The sequence below is a fragment of the Cupriavidus sp. 05N38 genome (assembly GCF_056397345.1).
In genome coordinates, this window is sequence record NZ_JBFTNF010000030.1 from 106,837 (window position 1) to 124,747 (window position 17,911).

At 66.5% G+C, this 17,911-nt stretch carries 16 protein-coding genes; 3 read left to right on the forward strand and 13 right to left on the reverse strand.

Features of this window, described 5'->3' with window-relative positions; translation table 11 throughout:
• The first annotated feature begins 157 nt into the window (after positions 1 to 157).
• Complete coding sequence (gene zapD / locus AC1DK4_RS22100) at positions 158 to 916, forward strand: cell division protein ZapD (RefSeq protein WP_441617845.1); 759 nt, start codon at positions 158 to 160, stop codon at positions 914 to 916.
• A gap of 4 nt (positions 917 to 920) precedes the next feature.
• Positions 921 to 1,106 (forward strand): DNA gyrase inhibitor YacG, encoded by a 186-nt coding sequence (locus AC1DK4_RS22105; RefSeq protein WP_441617847.1) that lies wholly within the window; start codon positions 921 to 923, stop codon positions 1,104 to 1,106.
• A 38-nt stretch (positions 1,107 to 1,144) separates the two neighbouring features.
• Here AC1DK4_RS22105 and AC1DK4_RS22110 read toward each other — a convergent pair whose 3' ends face one another.
• The 5 genes from AC1DK4_RS22110 to AC1DK4_RS22130 all read right to left on the reverse strand — a co-directional run bounded on the left by AC1DK4_RS22110 (position 1,145) and on the right by AC1DK4_RS22130 (position 8,012).
• A complete protein-coding gene (locus AC1DK4_RS22110) occupies positions 1,145 to 1,582 on the reverse strand; it encodes an NUDIX domain-containing protein (protein ID WP_441617849.1) in 438 nt (145 codons plus the stop codon).
• The gene (locus tag AC1DK4_RS22115; RefSeq protein WP_441617851.1) at positions 1,579 to 2,478 is read right to left on the reverse strand and encodes an ATP-binding protein; all 900 of its coding nucleotides are present in this window, start codon (positions 2,476 to 2,478) and stop codon (positions 1,579 to 1,581) included. The genes AC1DK4_RS22110 and AC1DK4_RS22115 overlap by 4 nt, the downstream gene beginning before the upstream one ends.
• 79 nt (positions 2,479 to 2,557) lie before the next feature.
• Positions 2,558 to 3,787 (reverse strand): bifunctional glutamate N-acetyltransferase/amino-acid acetyltransferase ArgJ, encoded by a 1,230-nt coding sequence (gene argJ, locus AC1DK4_RS22120; protein WP_441617853.1) that lies wholly within the window; start codon positions 3,785 to 3,787, stop codon positions 2,558 to 2,560.
• Positions 3,788 to 3,930: 143 nt separating this feature from the next.
• On the reverse strand, positions 3,931 to 6,708 hold the full coding sequence (gene secA / locus AC1DK4_RS22125) for a preprotein translocase subunit SecA (RefSeq protein ID WP_441617855.1): 2,778 nt from the start codon (positions 6,706 to 6,708) through the stop codon (positions 3,931 to 3,933).
• A gap of 359 nt (positions 6,709 to 7,067) precedes the next feature.
• Positions 7,068 to 8,012, reverse strand: coding sequence for a M23 family metallopeptidase (locus AC1DK4_RS22130; RefSeq protein ID WP_441617857.1), 945 nt, complete (start codon positions 8,010 to 8,012; stop codon positions 7,068 to 7,070).
• Positions 8,013 to 8,077: 65 nt separating this feature from the next.
• On the opposite strand from AC1DK4_RS22130, the gene AC1DK4_RS22135 reads away from it, so the two are divergent.
• The gene (locus AC1DK4_RS22135; RefSeq protein WP_441617859.1) at positions 8,078 to 8,605 is read left to right on the forward strand and encodes a hypothetical protein; all 528 of its coding nucleotides are present in this window, start codon (positions 8,078 to 8,080) and stop codon (positions 8,603 to 8,605) included.
• Positions 8,606 to 8,677: 72 nt separating this feature from the next.
• On the opposite strand, the gene lpxC is transcribed toward AC1DK4_RS22135, so the two are convergent.
• The 8 genes from lpxC to murG all read right to left on the reverse strand — a co-directional run bounded on the left by lpxC (position 8,678) and on the right by murG (position 17,864).
• Positions 8,678 to 9,595 (reverse strand): UDP-3-O-acyl-N-acetylglucosamine deacetylase, encoded by a 918-nt coding sequence (lpxC, locus tag AC1DK4_RS22140; protein ID WP_441617861.1) that lies wholly within the window; start codon positions 9,593 to 9,595, stop codon positions 8,678 to 8,680.
• Between the two features lie 174 nt (positions 9,596 to 9,769).
• Positions 9,770 to 10,276, reverse strand: a complete 507-nt coding sequence (locus AC1DK4_RS22145) for a peroxiredoxin (protein ID WP_441617863.1) — start codon at positions 10,274 to 10,276, stop codon at positions 9,770 to 9,772.
• A 554-nt stretch (positions 10,277 to 10,830) separates the two neighbouring features.
• Positions 10,831 to 12,030, reverse strand: a complete 1,200-nt coding sequence (ftsZ, locus tag AC1DK4_RS22150; RefSeq protein ID WP_441617865.1) for a cell division protein FtsZ — start codon at positions 12,028 to 12,030, stop codon at positions 10,831 to 10,833.
• Positions 12,031 to 12,194: 164 nt separating this feature from the next.
• Entirely contained in the window at positions 12,195 to 13,427 is a 1,233-nt protein-coding gene (gene ftsA / locus AC1DK4_RS22155; protein WP_020204727.1) for a cell division protein FtsA, read from the reverse strand.
• The gene (locus AC1DK4_RS22160; RefSeq protein WP_441617867.1) at positions 13,424 to 14,296 is read right to left on the reverse strand and encodes a cell division protein FtsQ/DivIB; all 873 of its coding nucleotides are present in this window, start codon (positions 14,294 to 14,296) and stop codon (positions 13,424 to 13,426) included. The genes ftsA and AC1DK4_RS22160 overlap by 4 nt, the downstream gene beginning before the upstream one ends.
• 55 nt (positions 14,297 to 14,351) lie before the next feature.
• Positions 14,352 to 15,335, reverse strand: a complete 984-nt coding sequence (locus tag AC1DK4_RS22165) for a D-alanine--D-alanine ligase (RefSeq protein WP_441617869.1) — start codon at positions 15,333 to 15,335, stop codon at positions 14,352 to 14,354.
• Positions 15,332 to 16,780 (reverse strand): UDP-N-acetylmuramate--L-alanine ligase, encoded by a 1,449-nt coding sequence (murC, locus tag AC1DK4_RS22170; protein ID WP_441617871.1) that lies wholly within the window; start codon positions 16,778 to 16,780, stop codon positions 15,332 to 15,334. Before murC ends, AC1DK4_RS22165 begins: the two co-directional genes overlap by 4 nt.
• A gap of 13 nt (positions 16,781 to 16,793) precedes the next feature.
• Positions 16,794 to 17,864 carry an undecaprenyldiphospho-muramoylpentapeptide beta-N-acetylglucosaminyltransferase gene (gene murG / locus AC1DK4_RS22175; protein ID WP_441643359.1) on the reverse strand — a complete coding sequence of 357 codons (1,071 nt, stop codon included), beginning with the start codon at positions 17,862 to 17,864 and terminating at the stop codon, positions 16,794 to 16,796.
• Positions 17,865 to 17,911: the final 47 nt, after the last annotated feature.

Consider the following 17,911-nt stretch of genomic DNA (forward strand, 5'->3'; position numbering starts at 1 on the left):
ACCTTTAGTCGGCCGTTTCGTTGTCGCCATACACGGACTCGCATAGAATGCGCTGGATACACGCGGGAAATGGCCGCATACTGGCCGGATCGCGGGTCCGCCCCGATCGGTCCTTTCGACTCCCTGCCAATCTGCCCCTGCTGCCCGGACATATCACTTGATTCTGTACGAATATCCTTTCAACGAACGCATCAGGACCCTCCTGCGCCTGGAAGACCTGTTCGATCGCCTGGATTATTTCCTCGGCCAGGATCACGCCCTGCAGCATCACGTGGCGCTGACGACACTGTTCGAGATCATCGACGTGGCCGGCCGCGCGGACCTGAAGACCGACCTGCTCAAGGAACTGGAGCGCCAGCGCCAGGCACTGGCCGCGTTGCGCGCCAACCCGCAGATCGACCAGGGCGCGCTGGACGCGATCATCGGCGAGATTGAGCAGGCCATGTCGCAGCTCAACCAGCTGGTGGGCAAGGCCGGCCAGCTGCTGACCGACAACGAGTGGCTGACCAGCATCCGCAGCCGCGCCATCATCCCCGGCGGCACCTGCGAATTCGACCTGCCGGCCTACTACGCCTGGCAGCACCGCCCCGCCGACGACCGCCGCTCGGACATCCTCAAGTGGGCGCGTCCGCTGGTGCCGCTGCGCATGGGCACCAACACCGTGCTGCGGCTGCTGCGCGAGTCTGGCCAGAGCGGCAAGGTGATCGCCACCGGCGGCAGCTACCAGCAGATGCTGTCCGGCCGCAGCTACCAGCTGATGCAGGTGCTGCTGGACGACTCACTGCTGGCCTTCATCCCGGAGATGAGCGCCAACAAGTACATGCTGTGGGTCCGTTTCACGCAGCAGGACGGCGACCTGCGCCCGCGCTCGGTCGATGCCGACATTCCCTTCCTGCTCAAACTCTGCAATTTCTGAAGCAATGGCAACAGTCAAATGCCCCACCTGCGCCAAGGACGTGGCCTGGGTACCCGAGAACAAATTCCGTCCGTTCTGCTCTGAGCGCTGCAAGCAGATCGACCTGGGCGCGTGGGCTTCGGAGAAGTACGTGATCGGCGGCAAGCCCGGCGAGAATCCCGCCCCGGGACAGGAAGAAGACGAAGACTAGGGCAAAGAGGGCCGCAAGCCGCGGCTCCGCCCTGATGTCTAGCGCTTGCCTTCCTCGGCCAGCCAGTCCACCACCGGCACCGTGGCCGGCAGCAAGGGCCCGACGGCCACCGGCGCCGACTGCCACGAAAAAGCCTGCCCCTCCCGTCCTACCAGTTCGCCCGACCACGCCGTGACCTTGCAGAAATGCAGGCGCACATAGGCGTGCGGGTAGTCGTGCTCGAGCACATGCCAGCGCACGCATTGCGAGACCTCGATGCCGAGTTCCTCGTGCAACTCGCGCGCCAGCGCTTCTTCCACCGATTCGCCCGGCTCGAGCTTGCCACCAGGAAACTCCCAGTAGCCTTCGTAGGGCTTGCCGGCCGGGCGCTGCGCCAGCAGGAAGCGGCCGCCAGGCTGCACCATCACGCCGACAGCTACCTCGGTCACCTTCCGTGCCGCGCCTGCCGCGGCGCCATCCTGCGCGGTCTCGCTCATGCCTGGCCTTCCGGCGAGGCGACGAACGGCTTGCCATGCTTGCCGCCCCAGTCGCGCGCGAACTGCCAGGCCACGCGGCCGGAGCGCGAGCCGCGTTCCAGCGCCCATACCAGCGCATCGCCGCGCGCCGCGGCAACGTCCTCGGCGCTGCAGCCGAAGTGGCCGAGCCAATGGCCCACGATGGCCAGGTATTCGTCCTGCTTGGGCGGGTAGAACGACAGCCACAGGCCGAAGCGCTCGGACAGCGAGATCTTTTCTTCCACCACTTCGCCGGGATGGATCTCGCCGTCGTCGGTGTGGCGGTAGGTCTCGTTGTCCTTCATGTACTCGGGCAGCAGGTGGCGGCGGTTGGAGGTGGCGTAGATCAGCACATTGTCCGACTGCGCCGCCACCGAGCCGTCGAGCGCCGACTTCAGCGACTTGTAGCCCGACTCGCCCTCCTCGAAGGAAAGGTCGTCGCAGAAGATGGCGAAGCGCTCGGGCCGGCCGGACAGCTGCTCGACGATATCGCCGAGGTCGCCCAGGTCATCCTTGTCCACTTCCACCAGGCGCAGCCCGTCCTTGACGAAGGCGTTGAGGCAGGCCTTGATCAGCGACGACTTGCCGGTGCCGCGCGCACCGGTCAGCAACACATTGTTGGCCGGCAGGCACTGCACGAACTGGCGCGTGTTGGCGACGATGGCGTCCTTCTGGCGCTCGATGTTCTTGAGGTCGTCGAGATGGATCGGCGGCAGCTGGCGGATCGCCTGCAGGTAGCCGATGTTGCCGAACAGGCTTTGCCGCTTGCGCCAGCGAAACGCGACGGCCTGCTCCCAGTCCGAATCGGTCAGCTGGGGCGGCAACCATTGTTCAAGGCGTGCGAGAAAACTGTCGAGGCGGGAGGCGAGGTCGGACATGGCAGCTGGGCAGGAAGGCGGAAATACGGGGATGCAGGACCAGGCGGCTCCCTGCGCGGGAGCCGCCGCGCGGCATGGCTTACGAACGATAGTCCGCGTTGATCGAAACGTAGTCGTGCGACAGGTCGCAGGTCCACACCGTGGCGGCGGCAGCGCCGCGGCCGAGCGCGATGCGCACGGTGATCTCGGCCTGCTTCATCACGCGCTGGCCGTCTTCTTCACGATAGTCGGGATTGCGCCCGCCGTCGCGCGCCACCAGGACATCGTCCAGCCACAGGTTGACACGCTCGACTTCGAGATCGTCCACGCCAGCATAGCCCACCGCGGCCAGGATGCGGCCGAGATTGGGGTCCGAGGCGTAGAAGGCGGTCTTGACCAGCGGCGAATGCGCCACCGCATAGGCGATCTGCCGGCATTCGGCCACGTCCTTGCCGCCTTCCACGCGGATGGTCATCAGCTTGGTGGCGCCTTCGCCATCGCGCACGATCATCTGCGCCAGTTCCTGCGCCAGCTCGGTCAGCGCGGCGCGCAGCGCCTCGAAATCGGCGCCCTCGGCACGCTCGATGGCCGGCGCGCCGGCCTTGCCGCTGGCGATCAGCAAGAAGGAGTCGTTGGTCGAAGTGTCGCCGTCGATGGTGATGCTGTTGAACGAGTGGTCAGCCGCGTAGGACACGAGCGCCTGCACCACGGGCTGCGCGACCGTGGCATCGGTGGCGACGAAGCCGAGCATGGTCGCCATGTTCGGGCGGATCATGCCGGCGCCCTTGCTGATGCCCGACAGCGTGACGGTCTTGCCGCCGATCTGCACGGTGCGCGAGGCAGCCTTGGGCTGGGTGTCGGTGGTCATGATCGACTCGGCCGCGGCCAGCCAGTTGTCCGGCTTCGCGCCGGCGATGGCGGCGGGCAGCGCGGCGACGATACGGTCCACCGGCAGCGGTTCCAGGATCACGCCGGTCGAGAACGGCAGGACCTGGTCGGCGGCGATGCCGAGTTGCGCGGCGAGTGCATCGCAGGTCGCGCGGGCCGCGGCCAGGCCGGGCTCGCCGGTGCCGGCATTGGCGTTGCCGGTGTTGACCACCAGCGCGCGGATGCCCTTGCCCGCGGCCAGGTGCTCGCGGCAGACCTGAACCGGCGCGGCGCAGAAACGGTTGCGGGTGAACACGCCGGCCACGGTGCTGCCCTCGGCCACGCGCACCACCAGCACGTCCTTGCGGTTGGCCTTGCGGACGCCCGCTTCGGCCCAGCCGAGCTCGACGCCGGCGACAGGTTTCAGGTTCTCTGCCAGCGGCAGGGGCAGGTTGACGGCCATTTGCGTTCCTCGATGCGTTCGTCGTTGCTGGTTTCTGGTGTCAGGCGGCGGCGCGGTGCATGCCGCATGGCATGCCGTTTGCCCCTCCCCTGACGAACATGCCCGCTTGCGCGGGCATGTTTGCTGACTTCACCGTGCGCGGCTCAGCTGAGCTTGCCGTGGCACTGCTTGAACTTCTTGCCTGAGCCACAGGGGCACGGATCGTTGCGCCCCACCTTGGCCATGCCGGCCGCCTCGGCGGCGGCCGCGTAGGCAATGCCGGCACGCTCTGGCGCGCTGGTGGGCTCCGCGGCCTGGCTGACCTCGTCGAACTCCTCGTGCTTGTACTGCACGTTGCCAAGGTGCTGGAGGCCTTCCTCGATCTGCTCGGAGGCCTGCTCGAGTTCTTCCGGCGACTGGATCTGCACGTTGAAGATCACGCGCGTGACTTCGACCTTGATCACGTCCAGCAGGCGCGCGAACAGTTCGAACGACTCGCGCTTGTATTCCTGCTTGGGATCCTTCTGCGCGTAGCCGCGCAGATGGATGCCCTGGCGCAGGTGATCCAGCGCGGCCAGGTGCTCGCGCCAGTGCGTGTCGATGCTCTGCAGCATGACCGAGCGCTCGAAGCCCGCGAAGGATTCGCGGCCGACCTGGCCGACCTTGCCTTCATAGCGTTCGTCGGCGGCACGCACGATCTGGTTCAGCAGTTCCTCGTCCTCGATGCTCTGCGCCGCCTCGATGGTGGCGGCCAGCGGCACGTCGAGCGACCATTCGTCGCGCAGCTTGGCCTCCAGGCCGGCGATGTCCCACTGCTCTTCCATCGAATCCGCCGGCACGTGGTCGCGGAACATCTCGACCAGCACGCTCTCGCGCAGGTTCTTGATCATCTCGCCGACGTCCTGCGACTCGAGCACCTCGTTGCGCAGCTTGTAGATTTCCTTGCGCTGGTCGTTGGCGACGTCGTCGTACTGCAGCAGCTGCTTGCGGATGTCGAAGTTGCGGCCTTCGACCTTGCGCTGGGCGGATTCGATCGAGCGCGTGACGATACCGGCTTCGATCGGCTCGCCTTCGGGCATCTTCAGGCGCTCCATGATCGCGCGCACGCGATCGCCGGCGAAGATGCGCAGCAGCTGGTCGTCCAGCGACAGGTAGAAGCGCGACGAGCCCGGGTCGCCCTGGCGGCCGGCACGGCCGCGCAGCTGGTTGTCGATACGGCGCGACTCATGGCGCTCGGTGCCGACGATATGCAGGCCGCCCGCGGCCTTGACCTGGTCGTGCAGCGACTGCCATTCGTCCTTGAGATGGGCGACGCGCGCGGCCTTGTCGGCCTCGGACAGGCTGTCGTCGGCTTCGATGAAGCCGGCCTGCTTTTCCACGTTGCCGCCCAGCACGATGTCGGTGCCGCGACCCGCCATATTGGTGGCGATGGTGATCATCTTGGGCCGGCCGGCCTGGGCCACGATCTCGGCTTCGCGCTCGTGCTGCTTGGCGTTGAGCACCTGGTGCGGCAGCTGCGCCTTGTTCAGCAGGCCCGAGAGGTATTCCGAAGTCTCGATCGAGGTCGTGCCCACCAGCACCGGCTGGCCACGGTCGAAGCAGTCGCGGATATCGCGCACCACGGCGTCGTAGCGCTCGTTCGAGGTCTTGTAGATCTGGTCCTGGAAGTCCTTGCGCTGGGCGGCCCGGTTGGTCGGGATCACCACCACTTCGAGGCCGTAGATTTCCTGGAACTCGTAGGCTTCGGTATCGGCCGTGCCGGTCATGCCGGACAGCTTCTCGTACATGCGGAAGTAGTTCTGGAAGGTGATCGTGGCCAGCGTCTGGTTTTCCTGCTGGATGGTCACGCCTTCCTTGGCTTCCACGGCCTGGTGCAGGCCGTCGGACCAGCGGCGGCCCGTCATCAGGCGGCCGGTGAATTCGTCGACGATCACGACTTCGTCGTTCTGCACCACGTAGTGCTGGTCGCGGTGGAACAGGCTCTGTGCGCGCAGGGCGGCATAGAGGTGGTGCATCAGGGTGATGTTCTGCGGCGCGTAGAGCGATTCGCCCTCGCCGATCAGGCCCTGTTGCGCCAGGATTTCCTCGGCCTTCTCATGGCCGGCCTCGGTCAGGTAGACCTGGTGGCCCTTCTCGTCGACGAAGTAGTCGCCGGGCTTCTCGACGCCGGTGCCGTCGGCCTTTTCCTCGCCGATCTGGCGCTCGAGCAGCTTGGGCACGCCATTCATGCGCTGGTACAGGTCGGTGTGGTTCTCCGCCTGGCCCGAGATGATCAGCGGGGTGCGCGCCTCATCGATCAGGATCGAGTCAACTTCGTCGACGATCGCGTAGTTCAGCGGACGCTGCACCCGCTGGCCCGGATCGTAGACCATGTTGTCGCGCAGGTAGTCGAAGCCGAACTCGTTGTTGGTGCCATAGGTGATGTCGGCGGCATAGGCAGCCGCCTTCTGGTCATGCGGCATCTGCGACAGGTTCACGCCGACCGACAGGCCCAGGAAGTTGTACAGGCGCGCCATCCACTCGGCGTCGCGCTGGGCCAGGTAGTCGTTGACCGTGACCACGTGGACGCCCTTGCCGCTGAGGGCGTTCAGGTACACCGCCAGCGTGGCGGTCAGGGTCTTGCCTTCGCCGGTGCGCATTTCGGCGATCTTGTTGTCGTTCAGGACCATTGCACCGATCAGCTGAACGTCGAAGTGGCGCATCTTCATGACCCGCTTGCTGGCCTCGCGGCACACCGCGAACGCCTCGGGCAACAGCGCCTCGAGCGATTCTCCCGCGAGGTGGCGCTGCCGGAAGGTCTCGGTCATGGCACGCAGGTCGTCATCCGACAGCGGCGCGAACTTCGGTTCCAGCGCATTGATCCGCGCGACGGTCCCGCCATATTGTTTGATCAGCCGCTCATTGCGGCTGCCGAAGACTTTCTTGAGAAGGCCCGTGATCATCGATTGCTTTCACCTACGCAGTGGTACGCCGCCGTGCCATGCACCGGACGGCCTGAAGGCCGGCTTGGCCGGTAGCCCAGGGCGCACCGCGCGAGGAAATGGGAAGATTGGCGCAAAACGCCGAGTTTATCACGCGCGCGGGGCGCGGCCGGAAGCAGGGGACGGCGCGCGCGATGTGCAAACCACACCCCGCGGCAGCCGGGAATTGACGCCTCGATGGCGAAGGATCGCCGATTCGACAGCCCCATGCCAGCCTCTGGCGTCACCTGCTCCGGATGCGCGCCGCGCATCCAGTTCCTTCGGACATCGGGACGGGGCGGCAGTTCTTCAATGGCGACCTGGCCGGCCGACGCAAAGCCTCAGCGAATCGCGGTGCGGTCGGTCGGGGCGGGCGCCAGGGCAAGCTGCGCGGATGCCGCTTTCGCCACCGAGAGGAAGCGATTGGGGTTCTGCGGCACGCCATCGACATGCACCTCGAAGTGCAGGTGCGCGCCGGTGGAGCGCCCGGTCGAGCCCACCAGCGCGATCTGCTGGCCAGGCTTGACCAGGTCGCCGGGCTTCACCAGCATCCTTGAGGCATGCGCGTAACGGGTCTTGAGGCCGTTGCCATGATCGATATCGATCAGGTTGCCGTACTCCGGGTGCCATTCCGCAGCCACCACGACACCGCCGGCGGCGGCCACGACCGGGGTGCCGACAGGCGCCGAGAAGTCGACGCCGTCATGCGGGGTGCGGCGCCCCGAGAAGGGATCGAAGCGCCAGCCGAAGCCCGAGGCGTCATAGCCGGCGGCCACCGGCATCACGCGCGGCACGCGCCGGTCCTCGCTCTGGCGATCGAGCAGCGTGGTCGCCACCACATCGAGATAGTCGGCGTGCTGCTCGGCCTGGTCGGACAGGCGCGCCAGCACGGTCTGCAGCTCCGGCAGGCTCGGCGCACGCGACTGGGTCGCCGGCGCGGGGCCGCCGCGCCCCGGCGGCTGCTGGAAATTGAATTCCCTGGGGGCTATGCCGGCCAGGCCGGAGACCCGTTCGCCCAGCGCGTCGAGGCGCACCATGCGGGCCTGGATCTCTCCCACGCGCGCGGCCAGCACATTGAGGTTGGCGCGCAGGTAGGCATCGTCGCCTGCGGCGCGCTGGGGGGTGCCGAACGCTGCCAGGCCCGCGCGCGCGACAAACCAGGTCAGCACGGAGGACAGCAGCGCGACCGCCACGCACAGCACCAGCACGGCGGCGAACAGGCGACCGCGCGATAAATTGATGTGGCGCACACGCGGCAGGCGCGGATGAAGCACGATGATCTGCATGATGCAGCTCCTTCCCATGCAAGGCCCGGCGCCGCACGAAGGCGGCGGCACGCTAGAATGCGCGCATGCGCATGTTTACCCATTACGCCCTCCAGACGCCCGCCGCCAAGCCGTTGAACGACTGGCTGGACAAGGCCGGCCCGGTCTCGGCCTTGATGCAGACGGCGCGGGAACTGGCCGTGCTGGAAGCCGAGGTACTGTCGCTCCTGCCACGCGGACTGCAGGACGGGATTGCCGTGGCAGGCGTCAAACAGGACGCCCGCGGCATCGGACAAGGCCAGGGGGAGCGAACACTGCTGTTGCTGGCAGCCCATGGGGCCGCCGCGGCACGGGTGCGGCAGGTGGTGCCTACGCTACTTGGAAGACTGCAACAGCGGGGATCGCAGATTACCGCAATCCGTGTGCGCGTTCAACCGGACGTGGGCCGCCAGGGCGACTGGGACACCGGGCCGGTGGAACGGCCACGCAACGGCAGGATGTCGGCAACCGGGCTGGCCAGCCTGGACCAGCTCACCCGCGAGCTGCCCGATTCGCCGTTGCGCGAGGCCCTGAAGACCTTGCTGTCGCATCACGGCCCGACATCGAAGCCCTGAAGGCAAAACAAAAAGCCGGTCTGTCGACCGGCTTTTCTTTACTTTACTGCTGCACCATTTGGCGTTCGCGACCTATGCGAAGGCCGGTTGCAGCTGGGGCAGGAACGCCGGCGGCGCATCCTCGACCCGCTCGAACGTCACCACTTCGTACGCTTCCTGGTCGGCCAGCAGGGCACGCAGCAACTGGTTGTTGAGCCCGTGGCCGGACTTGTTGGCGATATACGCGCCGATCAGCGGATGACCGACCACGTACAGGTCGCCGATCGCGTCCAGGATCTTGTGGCGCACGAACTCGTCGCCGTAGCGCAGTTCCTCGTTGTTCAGCATGCGGTGCTCGTCGAGCACGATGGCGTTGTCCAGGCTGCCGCCACGCGCCAGGCCCATCTCGCGCAGCGCTTCCACTTCGTGGGCGAAGCCGAAGGTGCGGGCACGGGCGATCTCGCGCACGTAGCTGGTATCGGCGAAATCGATGGCGAAGGTCTGGCCGGTCTTGTCCACCGCCGGGTGGCGGAAGTCGATGGTGAAGGCCAGCTTGAAGCCGAAGAAGGGCTCCAGGCGCGCCAGCTTGTCGCCTTCGCGCACTTCCACGGCCTTCTTCACGCGGATGAAGCGCTTGGGCGCGGACTGCTGCTCGATCTCGGCGGACTGCAGCAGGAACACGAAGGACGCGGCGCTGCCATCCATGATGGGGATTTCCTCGGCATCGACGTCCACGTACAGGTTGTCGATACCGAGACCCGCGCAAGCGGACATCAGGTGTTCCACGGTGGAGACCCGCGCGCCGTCCTTCTGCAGGACCGAAGCGAGGCGGGTGTCGCCGATGGCGCTGGCGCTCGCGGGGATCTCGACCGCTTCGGGCAGGTCCACGCGGGTGAAAACGATGCCGGCGTCTACCGGGGCGGGGCGCAGCGTCAGCGTCACTTTACGGCCCGAGTGCAAGCCAATGCCTACGGTCTTGACCAGGGATTTGATGGTGCGCTGTTTGAGCATGACGTTCTCAGCTATTATTAAAATCTATCGATTGCACTTTCTAATATAGCGATTTTACCACTGCTTCGTTTGCTGCGCTGCGCCAGTTTGTTTCGGTCTGTTAGTAGCGTAAGAATTCACCCTCGAAAGCATCCTATAAGTCACTCTCGAGGGTCAATTTGACACAATCGCGTATTAGGCGCGCAACGCTGCCAGCACGGCTTCTGCGCTGCTGACCTTGAACTCGCCCGGGGCTTCGATCCACAGGCCGGTCACCACGCCGTCTTCCATCACCATGGCATAGCGCTTGGAGCGCACACCCATGCCGCGCGCGGTAAGGTCCATCTCCAGGCCCAGCTTGCGCGTCCATTCGGCGCTGCCGTCAGCCATCATGCGTACCTTATCGCCGGTGTTCTGCTCGCGGCCCCAGGCGCCCATCACGAAGGCGTCATTGACGGAGACGCACCAAACCTCGTCCACGCCGGCGGCGCGCAGCGCCTCGGCCTCGGCCACGTAGCCCGGCACGTGCTTGGCAGAGCAGGTGGGGGTAAAGGCGCCCGGCAGGCCGAACACCACGATCTTGCGCCCGCGTGCCAGTTCCGCCACGGAGAAGGCATTGGGGCCAAGCGCGCAACCGCCGGTCTCTGCTTCGTAGAATTCGTTCAGCGTGGCGTCGGGCACACGCGCTCCAGTCTCGATCATGCTGTCTCTTCCTGTCTCGGTAAAAACCCTGTTTAGCATCATAGCGCGCACGCCTGCCGCACCCAAGGCAGCGTACCCCCCGTTGCAGCGTCGGTGTTTTCCGACAGTGCCCGGGCGGCTGCACATTGGCGCATGGAGCGAGGCGTATCGCGCGGCGGCCAGCGCGGCGCGGGCCCGATGCGAATTTCCAGTGCGACTCTAAACCTTAAACCTTAAACCTGGCGCACGCATGAAACCTGCGCCAGGCGCGTTGCGCCGCACTGCGCATGAAAAATGGAATGCGCGCGGCGATCTTGCGATCGCCGCGCGGACGGCGGCACATCCCGGCCGGGAGGGGCGGGAGACCAGTCCGGGGAGGCGGCCGGAGGCACGCCTGTCCCGGCGACGGGATGCGAGCTGAGGGCTTCAGCGCGAGTGCGGCCCAGCTGGCTGCCGCTCAGTTCGGGACCACGGGGCGCAACACGGGCGGATAGGGAGCGCTTGCGTGTTTCGCTGTTCCGGGGCCCCGGCCTGGCAGGCAGCCGGCCTGGAGGCCTGCACCTTGCCGTGCCGACTCAGTCCGCCTGCTTGCGCAGGAAGGCGGGGATATCGTAGGTATCCACACCCTTTTCCTGCAGCGCCGCGACGTGGGCGGACGCCGATTCGCGCGAGCTGCGCCACACCGCCGGCGTGTCCAGGTTGCTGTAGTCCGGCGCGCTGCTGTGGCCTGCGTTCACGGTGTTGGTCATATTGCCCATCATCTGCACCGGCATGTTGTCGGTACCGGTCTTGAGCAGGGTCATCGGCTGCTGCTTCTTGGCCGAACGGCCCAGGCCCGTGGCCACCACCGTCACGCGCAGCGCATCGCCCATGGAGTCGTCGTACACCGTACCGAAGATCACCGTGGCATCTTCCGCGGCATAGCTGCGGATGGTGTTCATGACTTCCTTGGTTTCCGACAGCTTGAGCGAGCGGCTGGCAGTGATGTTGACCAGCACGCCGCGCGCGCCGGACAGGTCCACGCCTTCGAGCAGCGGGCTGGCCACGGCCTGCTCGGCAGCCAGGCGGGCGCGATCCACACCCGACACGGTCGCCGTGCCCATCATGGCCTTGCCCTGCTCGCCCATGACCGTCTTCACGTCTTCGAAGTCGACGTTCACCAGGCCATCCACATTGATGATCTCGGCGATGCCGGCGACAGCGTTGTGCAGCACGTCATCCGCGCACTGGAAGCACTTGTCCATCTCGGCGTCGTCGCCCATCACTTCGAACAGCTTTTCGTTGAGCACGACGATCAGCGAGTCGACGCAGGACTCCAGTTCGCTCGAACCGGCTTCCGCCACCTTGGCACGACGCGCGCCTTCGAACTCGAACGGCTTGCTGACCACGCCCACGGTCAGGATGCCCATTTCCTTGGCAACCTGCGCCACGATCGGGGCAGCGCCGGTACCGGTGCCGCCGCCCATCCCGGCAGTGATGAAGACCATGTGCGCGCCGCGCAGCGAATCGGCGATCTGCTCGCGCGCCTGCTCGGCGCAGTTGCGGCCCACCTCCGGCTTGGCGCCGGCGCCCAGGCCGGTGTTGCCGAGCTGCAGCACGCGCGAGGCACTGGAGCGCTTGAGCGCCTGTGCATCGGTGTTCATGCAGATGAATTCGACGCCTTGCACGCCACGGCTGATCATGTGCTGCACAGCGTTGCCGCCCGCGCCGCCCACGCCAATCACCTTGATGATGGTGCCGTCCTGCAATTCCGTTTCGATCATGTCAAAGTCCATCACTGCCTCCAAGAAGAATCAGCCGCCAAACGCTGCAGCCTCCCCGCCGCAACGCCTGGTTACTGAACAAGAAACCATCAAAAAGAACTGCCTGTTTCAACGGCCTGCCCCCGATCCGGTGGACAGCGCCGCCAATCTTTCAAAGCGCCTGCGCGCCGGCAACGTCAGAAGTTGCCGACGAACCATTCCTTCATGCGGCCCCACACATGCTTGACCGAGCCGCTCTGTACCGCCACCCGGCGCCCGCGCATGCGCTGGACGCGACCTTCGAGCAGTAGTCCCATTACGGTCGAATAGCGCGGACTCTTGACTACTTCGTGCAAATTTCCGCGATATTCAGGCACGCCGACGCGAACTGGTTTGAGGAAGATGTCCTCTCCCAGTTCCACCATGCCGGGCATCATCGCGGTGCCGCCGGTGATCACCACCCCCGACGACAGCAGTTCCTCGTAGCCCGACTCGCGCACCACCTGGTGCACCAGCGAGTACAGTTCCTCGATGCGCGGCTCGATCACCGCGGCCAGGGCCTGGCGCGAGAGCGTGCGGGTGCCGCGGTCGCCCACGCCCGGGACTTCGATCATGTCTTCCGGATCGGCGATGGCCTGCTTGGCGATGCCGTACTGGATCTTGATGTCCTCGGCATCGGGCGTGGGCGTGCGCAGCGCCATGGCGATGTCGTTTGTGATCTGGTCGCCGGCGATGGGGATCACCGCGGTATGCCGGATCGCGCCTTCGCTGAAGATGGCAATGTCGGTGGTGCCGCCGCCGATGTCGACCAGCACCACGCCCAGTTCCTTTTCGTCCTCGGTCAGCACCGCCAGGCTCGAGGCCAGCGGCTGCAGGATCAGGTCGTGCACTTCCAGCCCGCAGCGGCGCACGCACTTGACGATGTTCTGCGCCGCGCTGACCGCGCCGGTGACGATATGCACCTTCACTTCCAGCCGGATGCCGCTCATGCCGATCGGCTCGCGCACGTCTTCCTGGCCGTCAATGATGAATTCCTGCGTCAGGATGTGCAGGATCTGCTGGTCGGTCGGGATATTGACCGCCTTGGCGGTCTCGATCACGCGCGCCACGTCGGTCTGCGTGACCTCCTTGTCCTTGATTGCCACCATGCCGCTGGAATTGAAGCTGCGGATATGGCTGCCGGCGATGCCGGTGAAGACCTCGGAAATCTTGCAGTCGGCCATCAGCTCAGCCTCTTCCAGCGCGCGCTGGATGGACTGCACGGTGGCCTCGATATTGACCACGACCCCCTTCTTCAGGCCCTTGGACTCCGACTGGCCCATCCCGATCACTTCGTAGCTGCCGTCGGGGCGCAATTCCGCCACCACCGCGGCCACCTTGGAAGTGCCGATATCGAGACCGACCAACAGGTCCTTGTATTCCTTGCTCATCGGTTTTTCTCCGCGTTCTTGCTCTTCAGTCGCGTCGGATTGTTTGTCGGATTGGCGCTGGTCGCGGCAGCCTTGCCCTTGGCGGCCGCCGCGGCCTGTGCATCTGTCAGGAACCGCACGTTGGCCGCGCGGATGGCAAATCCGTTCGGATAACGCAGGTCCGCGTATTCGATCTGCTTGCCCCACTGCTCCGTGACCTGGGGCCAGGCCACCACGAAACGCTTCACGCGCTGCGCCATGGCGTCGCGCTCTTCATCGTTCTGTTCGCGCCCGAATTCCACCACCATGCCGTTGGACAGCCGTGCGCGCCAGGCATAGCGCGCCGACAGCGTGAGTGCCAGCGGTTCGGCCTTGAGCGGCTTGAACCATTCGCGCACGGTTTCGAGCTTGTCCACGACATCGGACTCGCTGTCGGTGGGGCCGTCCAGCGCGAGCAACTGCGCGTCTTCCTCGGCCTCGGCCGGGTTGGCGACGAAGATCTCGCCGTAGGTATTGATCAGGCGGCCGCTGTCGGCGTTGCCCCAGGTGCCGAGCGCCTCGTGCTCCTCGACTTCGACCGCCAGGCCGTTGGGCCATTCGCGCCGAACGCTCGCGCGCCGCACCCAGGGCACGGACTCGAAGCTCTGGCGCGCCTCGTTGAGGTCGAGCGTGAAGAAATTGCCCGTGAGCTTGCCCAGCGCGTTGGCGCGCACGCCCGGCGCGTTGACGTGGCGCAGCGTGCCGCCGTCCATCGGCGACAGCTCCACATGCGTGATGGCGAACACCGGCCGCTGTGCCAGCCACAGCAGGCCGGCGGCGAACGCCATCAGCGCCACCAGCGCGTAGAGCGTGGAGGCGATCAGGTTGAGCAGGCGTGTGTTGTGCCACATGGCTTGGCGCGGTTCCGGTCCGTCAGGTCAGGTTCAATTCAATCGGCGTTCATGCTCAATCAGGTTTCCAGGCGTCGCTCGGATGCAGGTCCAGCGTGGCGGCGGCTGTCACCTGCATCACGAAATCCTCGTAGCTGATGCCCACCGCGCGCGCCGCCATCGGCACCAGCGAGTGGCCGGTCATGCCGGGCGAGGTATTCATCTCCAGCAGGTAAGGCTTGCCATCGGCGCGCAACATCACGTCGGCGCGCGCCCAGCCGCGGCACCCCAGCACGCGGAAGGATTGCACCGCCAGGCGCCGGACTTCGGCTTCGACGTCGTCCGGCAGGCCCGACGGGCACAGATATTGGGTATCGTCAGTAAAGTACTTATTTTGATAGTCATAATTCGCGCCGGGCGCGACGATGCGGATCACCGGCAGCGCTTCGGCGGTGGCGCCCTCCCCCACGATGGGGCAGGTCAGCTCGGCGCCGTCGATGAATTCCTCGGCGATCACGTCGTTGTCCAGCGCCGCCGCCTTCTCGAAGGCGGCCTGCATCTGGCCTGCCTCGGTGACCTTGGTCAGGCCGATGGACGAGCCTTCGCGCGCCGGCTTGACGATCAGCGGCAGGCCCAGGTCGGCCGCCACGGCGGCAAAGTCGGTATCGGCGTGCAGCATGGCGAAGCGCGGCGTCGGCAGGCCGTGCGTCATCCACAGGCGCTTGGTGGCCTGCTTGTCCATGGCCATTGCGGAAGCCAGCACGCCGCTGCCGGTGTAGGGCACGCCCAGTTGCTCCAGCAGGCCCTGGACGGTGCCGTCCTCGCCATAGCGGCCGTGCAGCGCGATAAAGACGCGGTCGAAGCCCGCCGTGGCCAGCTCGGCCACCGACTGCAGCCCCGGATCGAAGCCGTGCGCATCCACGCCGCGCGATTGCAGGGCAGCCAGCACGCCGTTGCCGGACATCAGCGAGATCTCGCGCTCGGCCGAGCGGCCACCCAGCAGCACGCCGACCTTGCCGAGCGATTTCGGATCGATATTGGGATGGGCGACGAAGCTCATGCCTGGCCTCCCGCTTGTTGCGAGACTTGTTGCGAAACCAGTTGCCCCGGCACGCCGCCGATGGTGCCGGCGCCCATCGTCACGACTACATCGCCGGGCCGGACGGCGTTCAGGATGGCTTGCGGCATTTCGTCGATCTGCTCCACGAATACGGGTTCAACCTTGCCCGCCACGCGCAAGGCGCGTGTCAGCGCGCGGCCGTCGGCGGCCACGATGGGCGTCTCGCCGGCGGCATAGACCTCGGCCAGCAGCAACGCGTCCACGGTGCCGAGCACCTTGACGAAGTCCTCGAAGCAATCGCGCGTGCGGGTGAAACGATGCGGCTGGAACGCCAGCACCAGCCGGCGTCCGGGAAACGCGCCGCGCGCGGCGGCCAGCGTCGCGGCCATCTCGACCGGATGGTGACCGTAGTCGTCGACCAGCGTGAAGGTGCCCTCGGCCTTGGCTTGCCCGCCTTGCACATTGAGGCAGGCAACCTCGCCGTAGCGCTGGAAGCGCCGGCCCACGCCGTGGAATTCGCGCAGCGCCTTGACGATGGCGGCGTCGGCCACCTCCAGCTCGGTGGCGATGGCGATGGCGGCCAGCGCGTTCTGCACGTTGTGCATGCCGGGCAGGTTCAGCACCACGTCCAGCGGCGGCTCGGCGTGGCCGTTGAGCTGGCGCAGCACCGTGAAATGCATCTGGCCGTCGACCGCGCGCGCGTTGACCGCACGGATCTGGGCGTCTTCGGCGAAGCCATAGCGCACGATCGGCTTGGACACGAAGGGCATGATCTCGCGCACATTGGGGTCGTCCACGCACAGCACGGCGATGCCGTAGAACGGCAGGCGCTGGGTGAACTCCACGAACGCCTGCTTGAGCCGGGCGAAATCGTGCCCGTAGGTGTCCATGTGGTCGGCGTCGATATTGGTGATGACCTCGATCACCGGGAACAGGTTGAGGAACGACGCGTCCGATTCGTCGGCCTCGGCCACGATGAAGTCGCCCGTGCCCAGGCGTGCGTTGGCGCCCGCCGAGTTGAGCCGGCCGCCGATCACGAAGGTGGGATCGAGCCCGCCTTCGGCCAGCACCGAGGCCACCAGGCTAGTGGTGGTGGTCTTGCCGTGGGTGCCGGCGATGGCCACGCCCTGCTTGAGGCGCATCAACTCGGCCAGCATGACCGCGCGCGGCACCACCGGGATGCGCTTGGCGCGCGCGGCCAGCACCTCGGGGTTGTCGCCGGTGACGGCCGTGGACACCACCACGGCATTGGCGCCGTTGACGTTGCCGGCATCGTGGCCGTGCATCACGGTCGCGCCGAGCGAGGCCAGCCGCCGCGTGGCAGCGTTGCTGCCCACGTCGGAGCCCGAGACCTTGTAGCCCAGGTTCAATAGGACTTCCGCGATGCCGCTCATGCCGGCGCCGCCGATGCCTACGAAGTGGATATTCTTGACAATGTGCTTCATGAATCCGTTTGTTTCAGTCCCTGGCCATCTGGCTGCAGATCTCGGCCACGCGCCGGGTCGCTTCCGGCTTGGCTAGACCGCGCGCCTGGTGCGCCATCTCTTTGAGTCGGGTCCGCGACAACGAGGCCAGCATCTGTGCCAGCCCGCTCGCGGTCAGTTCGTTCTGCTGGACCAGCAAGGCGGCGTCCTGTCGCGACAGGAATTGCGCATTGGTGGTCTGGTGGTCGTCCACGGCATGGGGAAACGGCACGAACAGTGCCGCCACCCCCGCCGCCGCCACCTCGGACACGGTCATGGCGCCCGCGCGGCAGATCACCAGATCCGCCTCGGCATAGGCGCCGGCCATGTCGTCGATAAAGGGCAAGGCTTCCGCCTGCACGCCGGCAGCCTGGTAGTTGGCGCGCAGCGTATCGATCTGCTTGGCGCCGGCCTGGTGCTTCACCAGCGGCCGCTCGCCTTCCGGCAGCAGCGCCAGCGCCTTGGGCACGACCTCGTTGAGGGCGGCCGCGCCCAGGCTGCCGCCCACCACCAGCAACCGCAGCGGGCCGCTGCGGTTGTCGTAGCGCTGGTCGGGCGCGGTCATGCGGGCCAGTTCCTCGCGCACCGGGTTGCCGGTCCACTCGCTGTCGGGCAGCGCGTTGGGGAAGGCGCACAACACGCGATCCGCCACCCTGGCCAGCACCTTGTTGGCCAGCCCGGCGATGGAATTCTGCTCGTGCAGCACCAGCGGGCGCCCCAGCAGCGAAGCCATCATGCCGGCCGGGAAGGTGATGTAGCCGCCCATGCCCAGCACCACGTCGGGCCGCACCCGGCGCAGCGCGCGCAGGCTCTGCCAGAACGCGCGCAGCAGGTTCAACGGCAGCAGCAGCTTGGTCAGCGGCCCCTTGCCGCGCAGGCCGCCGAACTGGATAAACTCCATCGGGATGTCGTACTTGGGCACCAGCGTGGCTTCCATGCCGCTGCGGTTGCCCAGCCACACCACGCGCCAGCCCTGCTCGCGCAACGCGCGCGCGACCGCCAGCCCGGGGAAGACATGCCCCCCGGTGCCGCCGGCCATCACGAGCAGGGTACGCGTGCCGCTCATACCTTCCCTCCACGCATCATGGATGAATTCTGGCTGCGGCCGCTGCG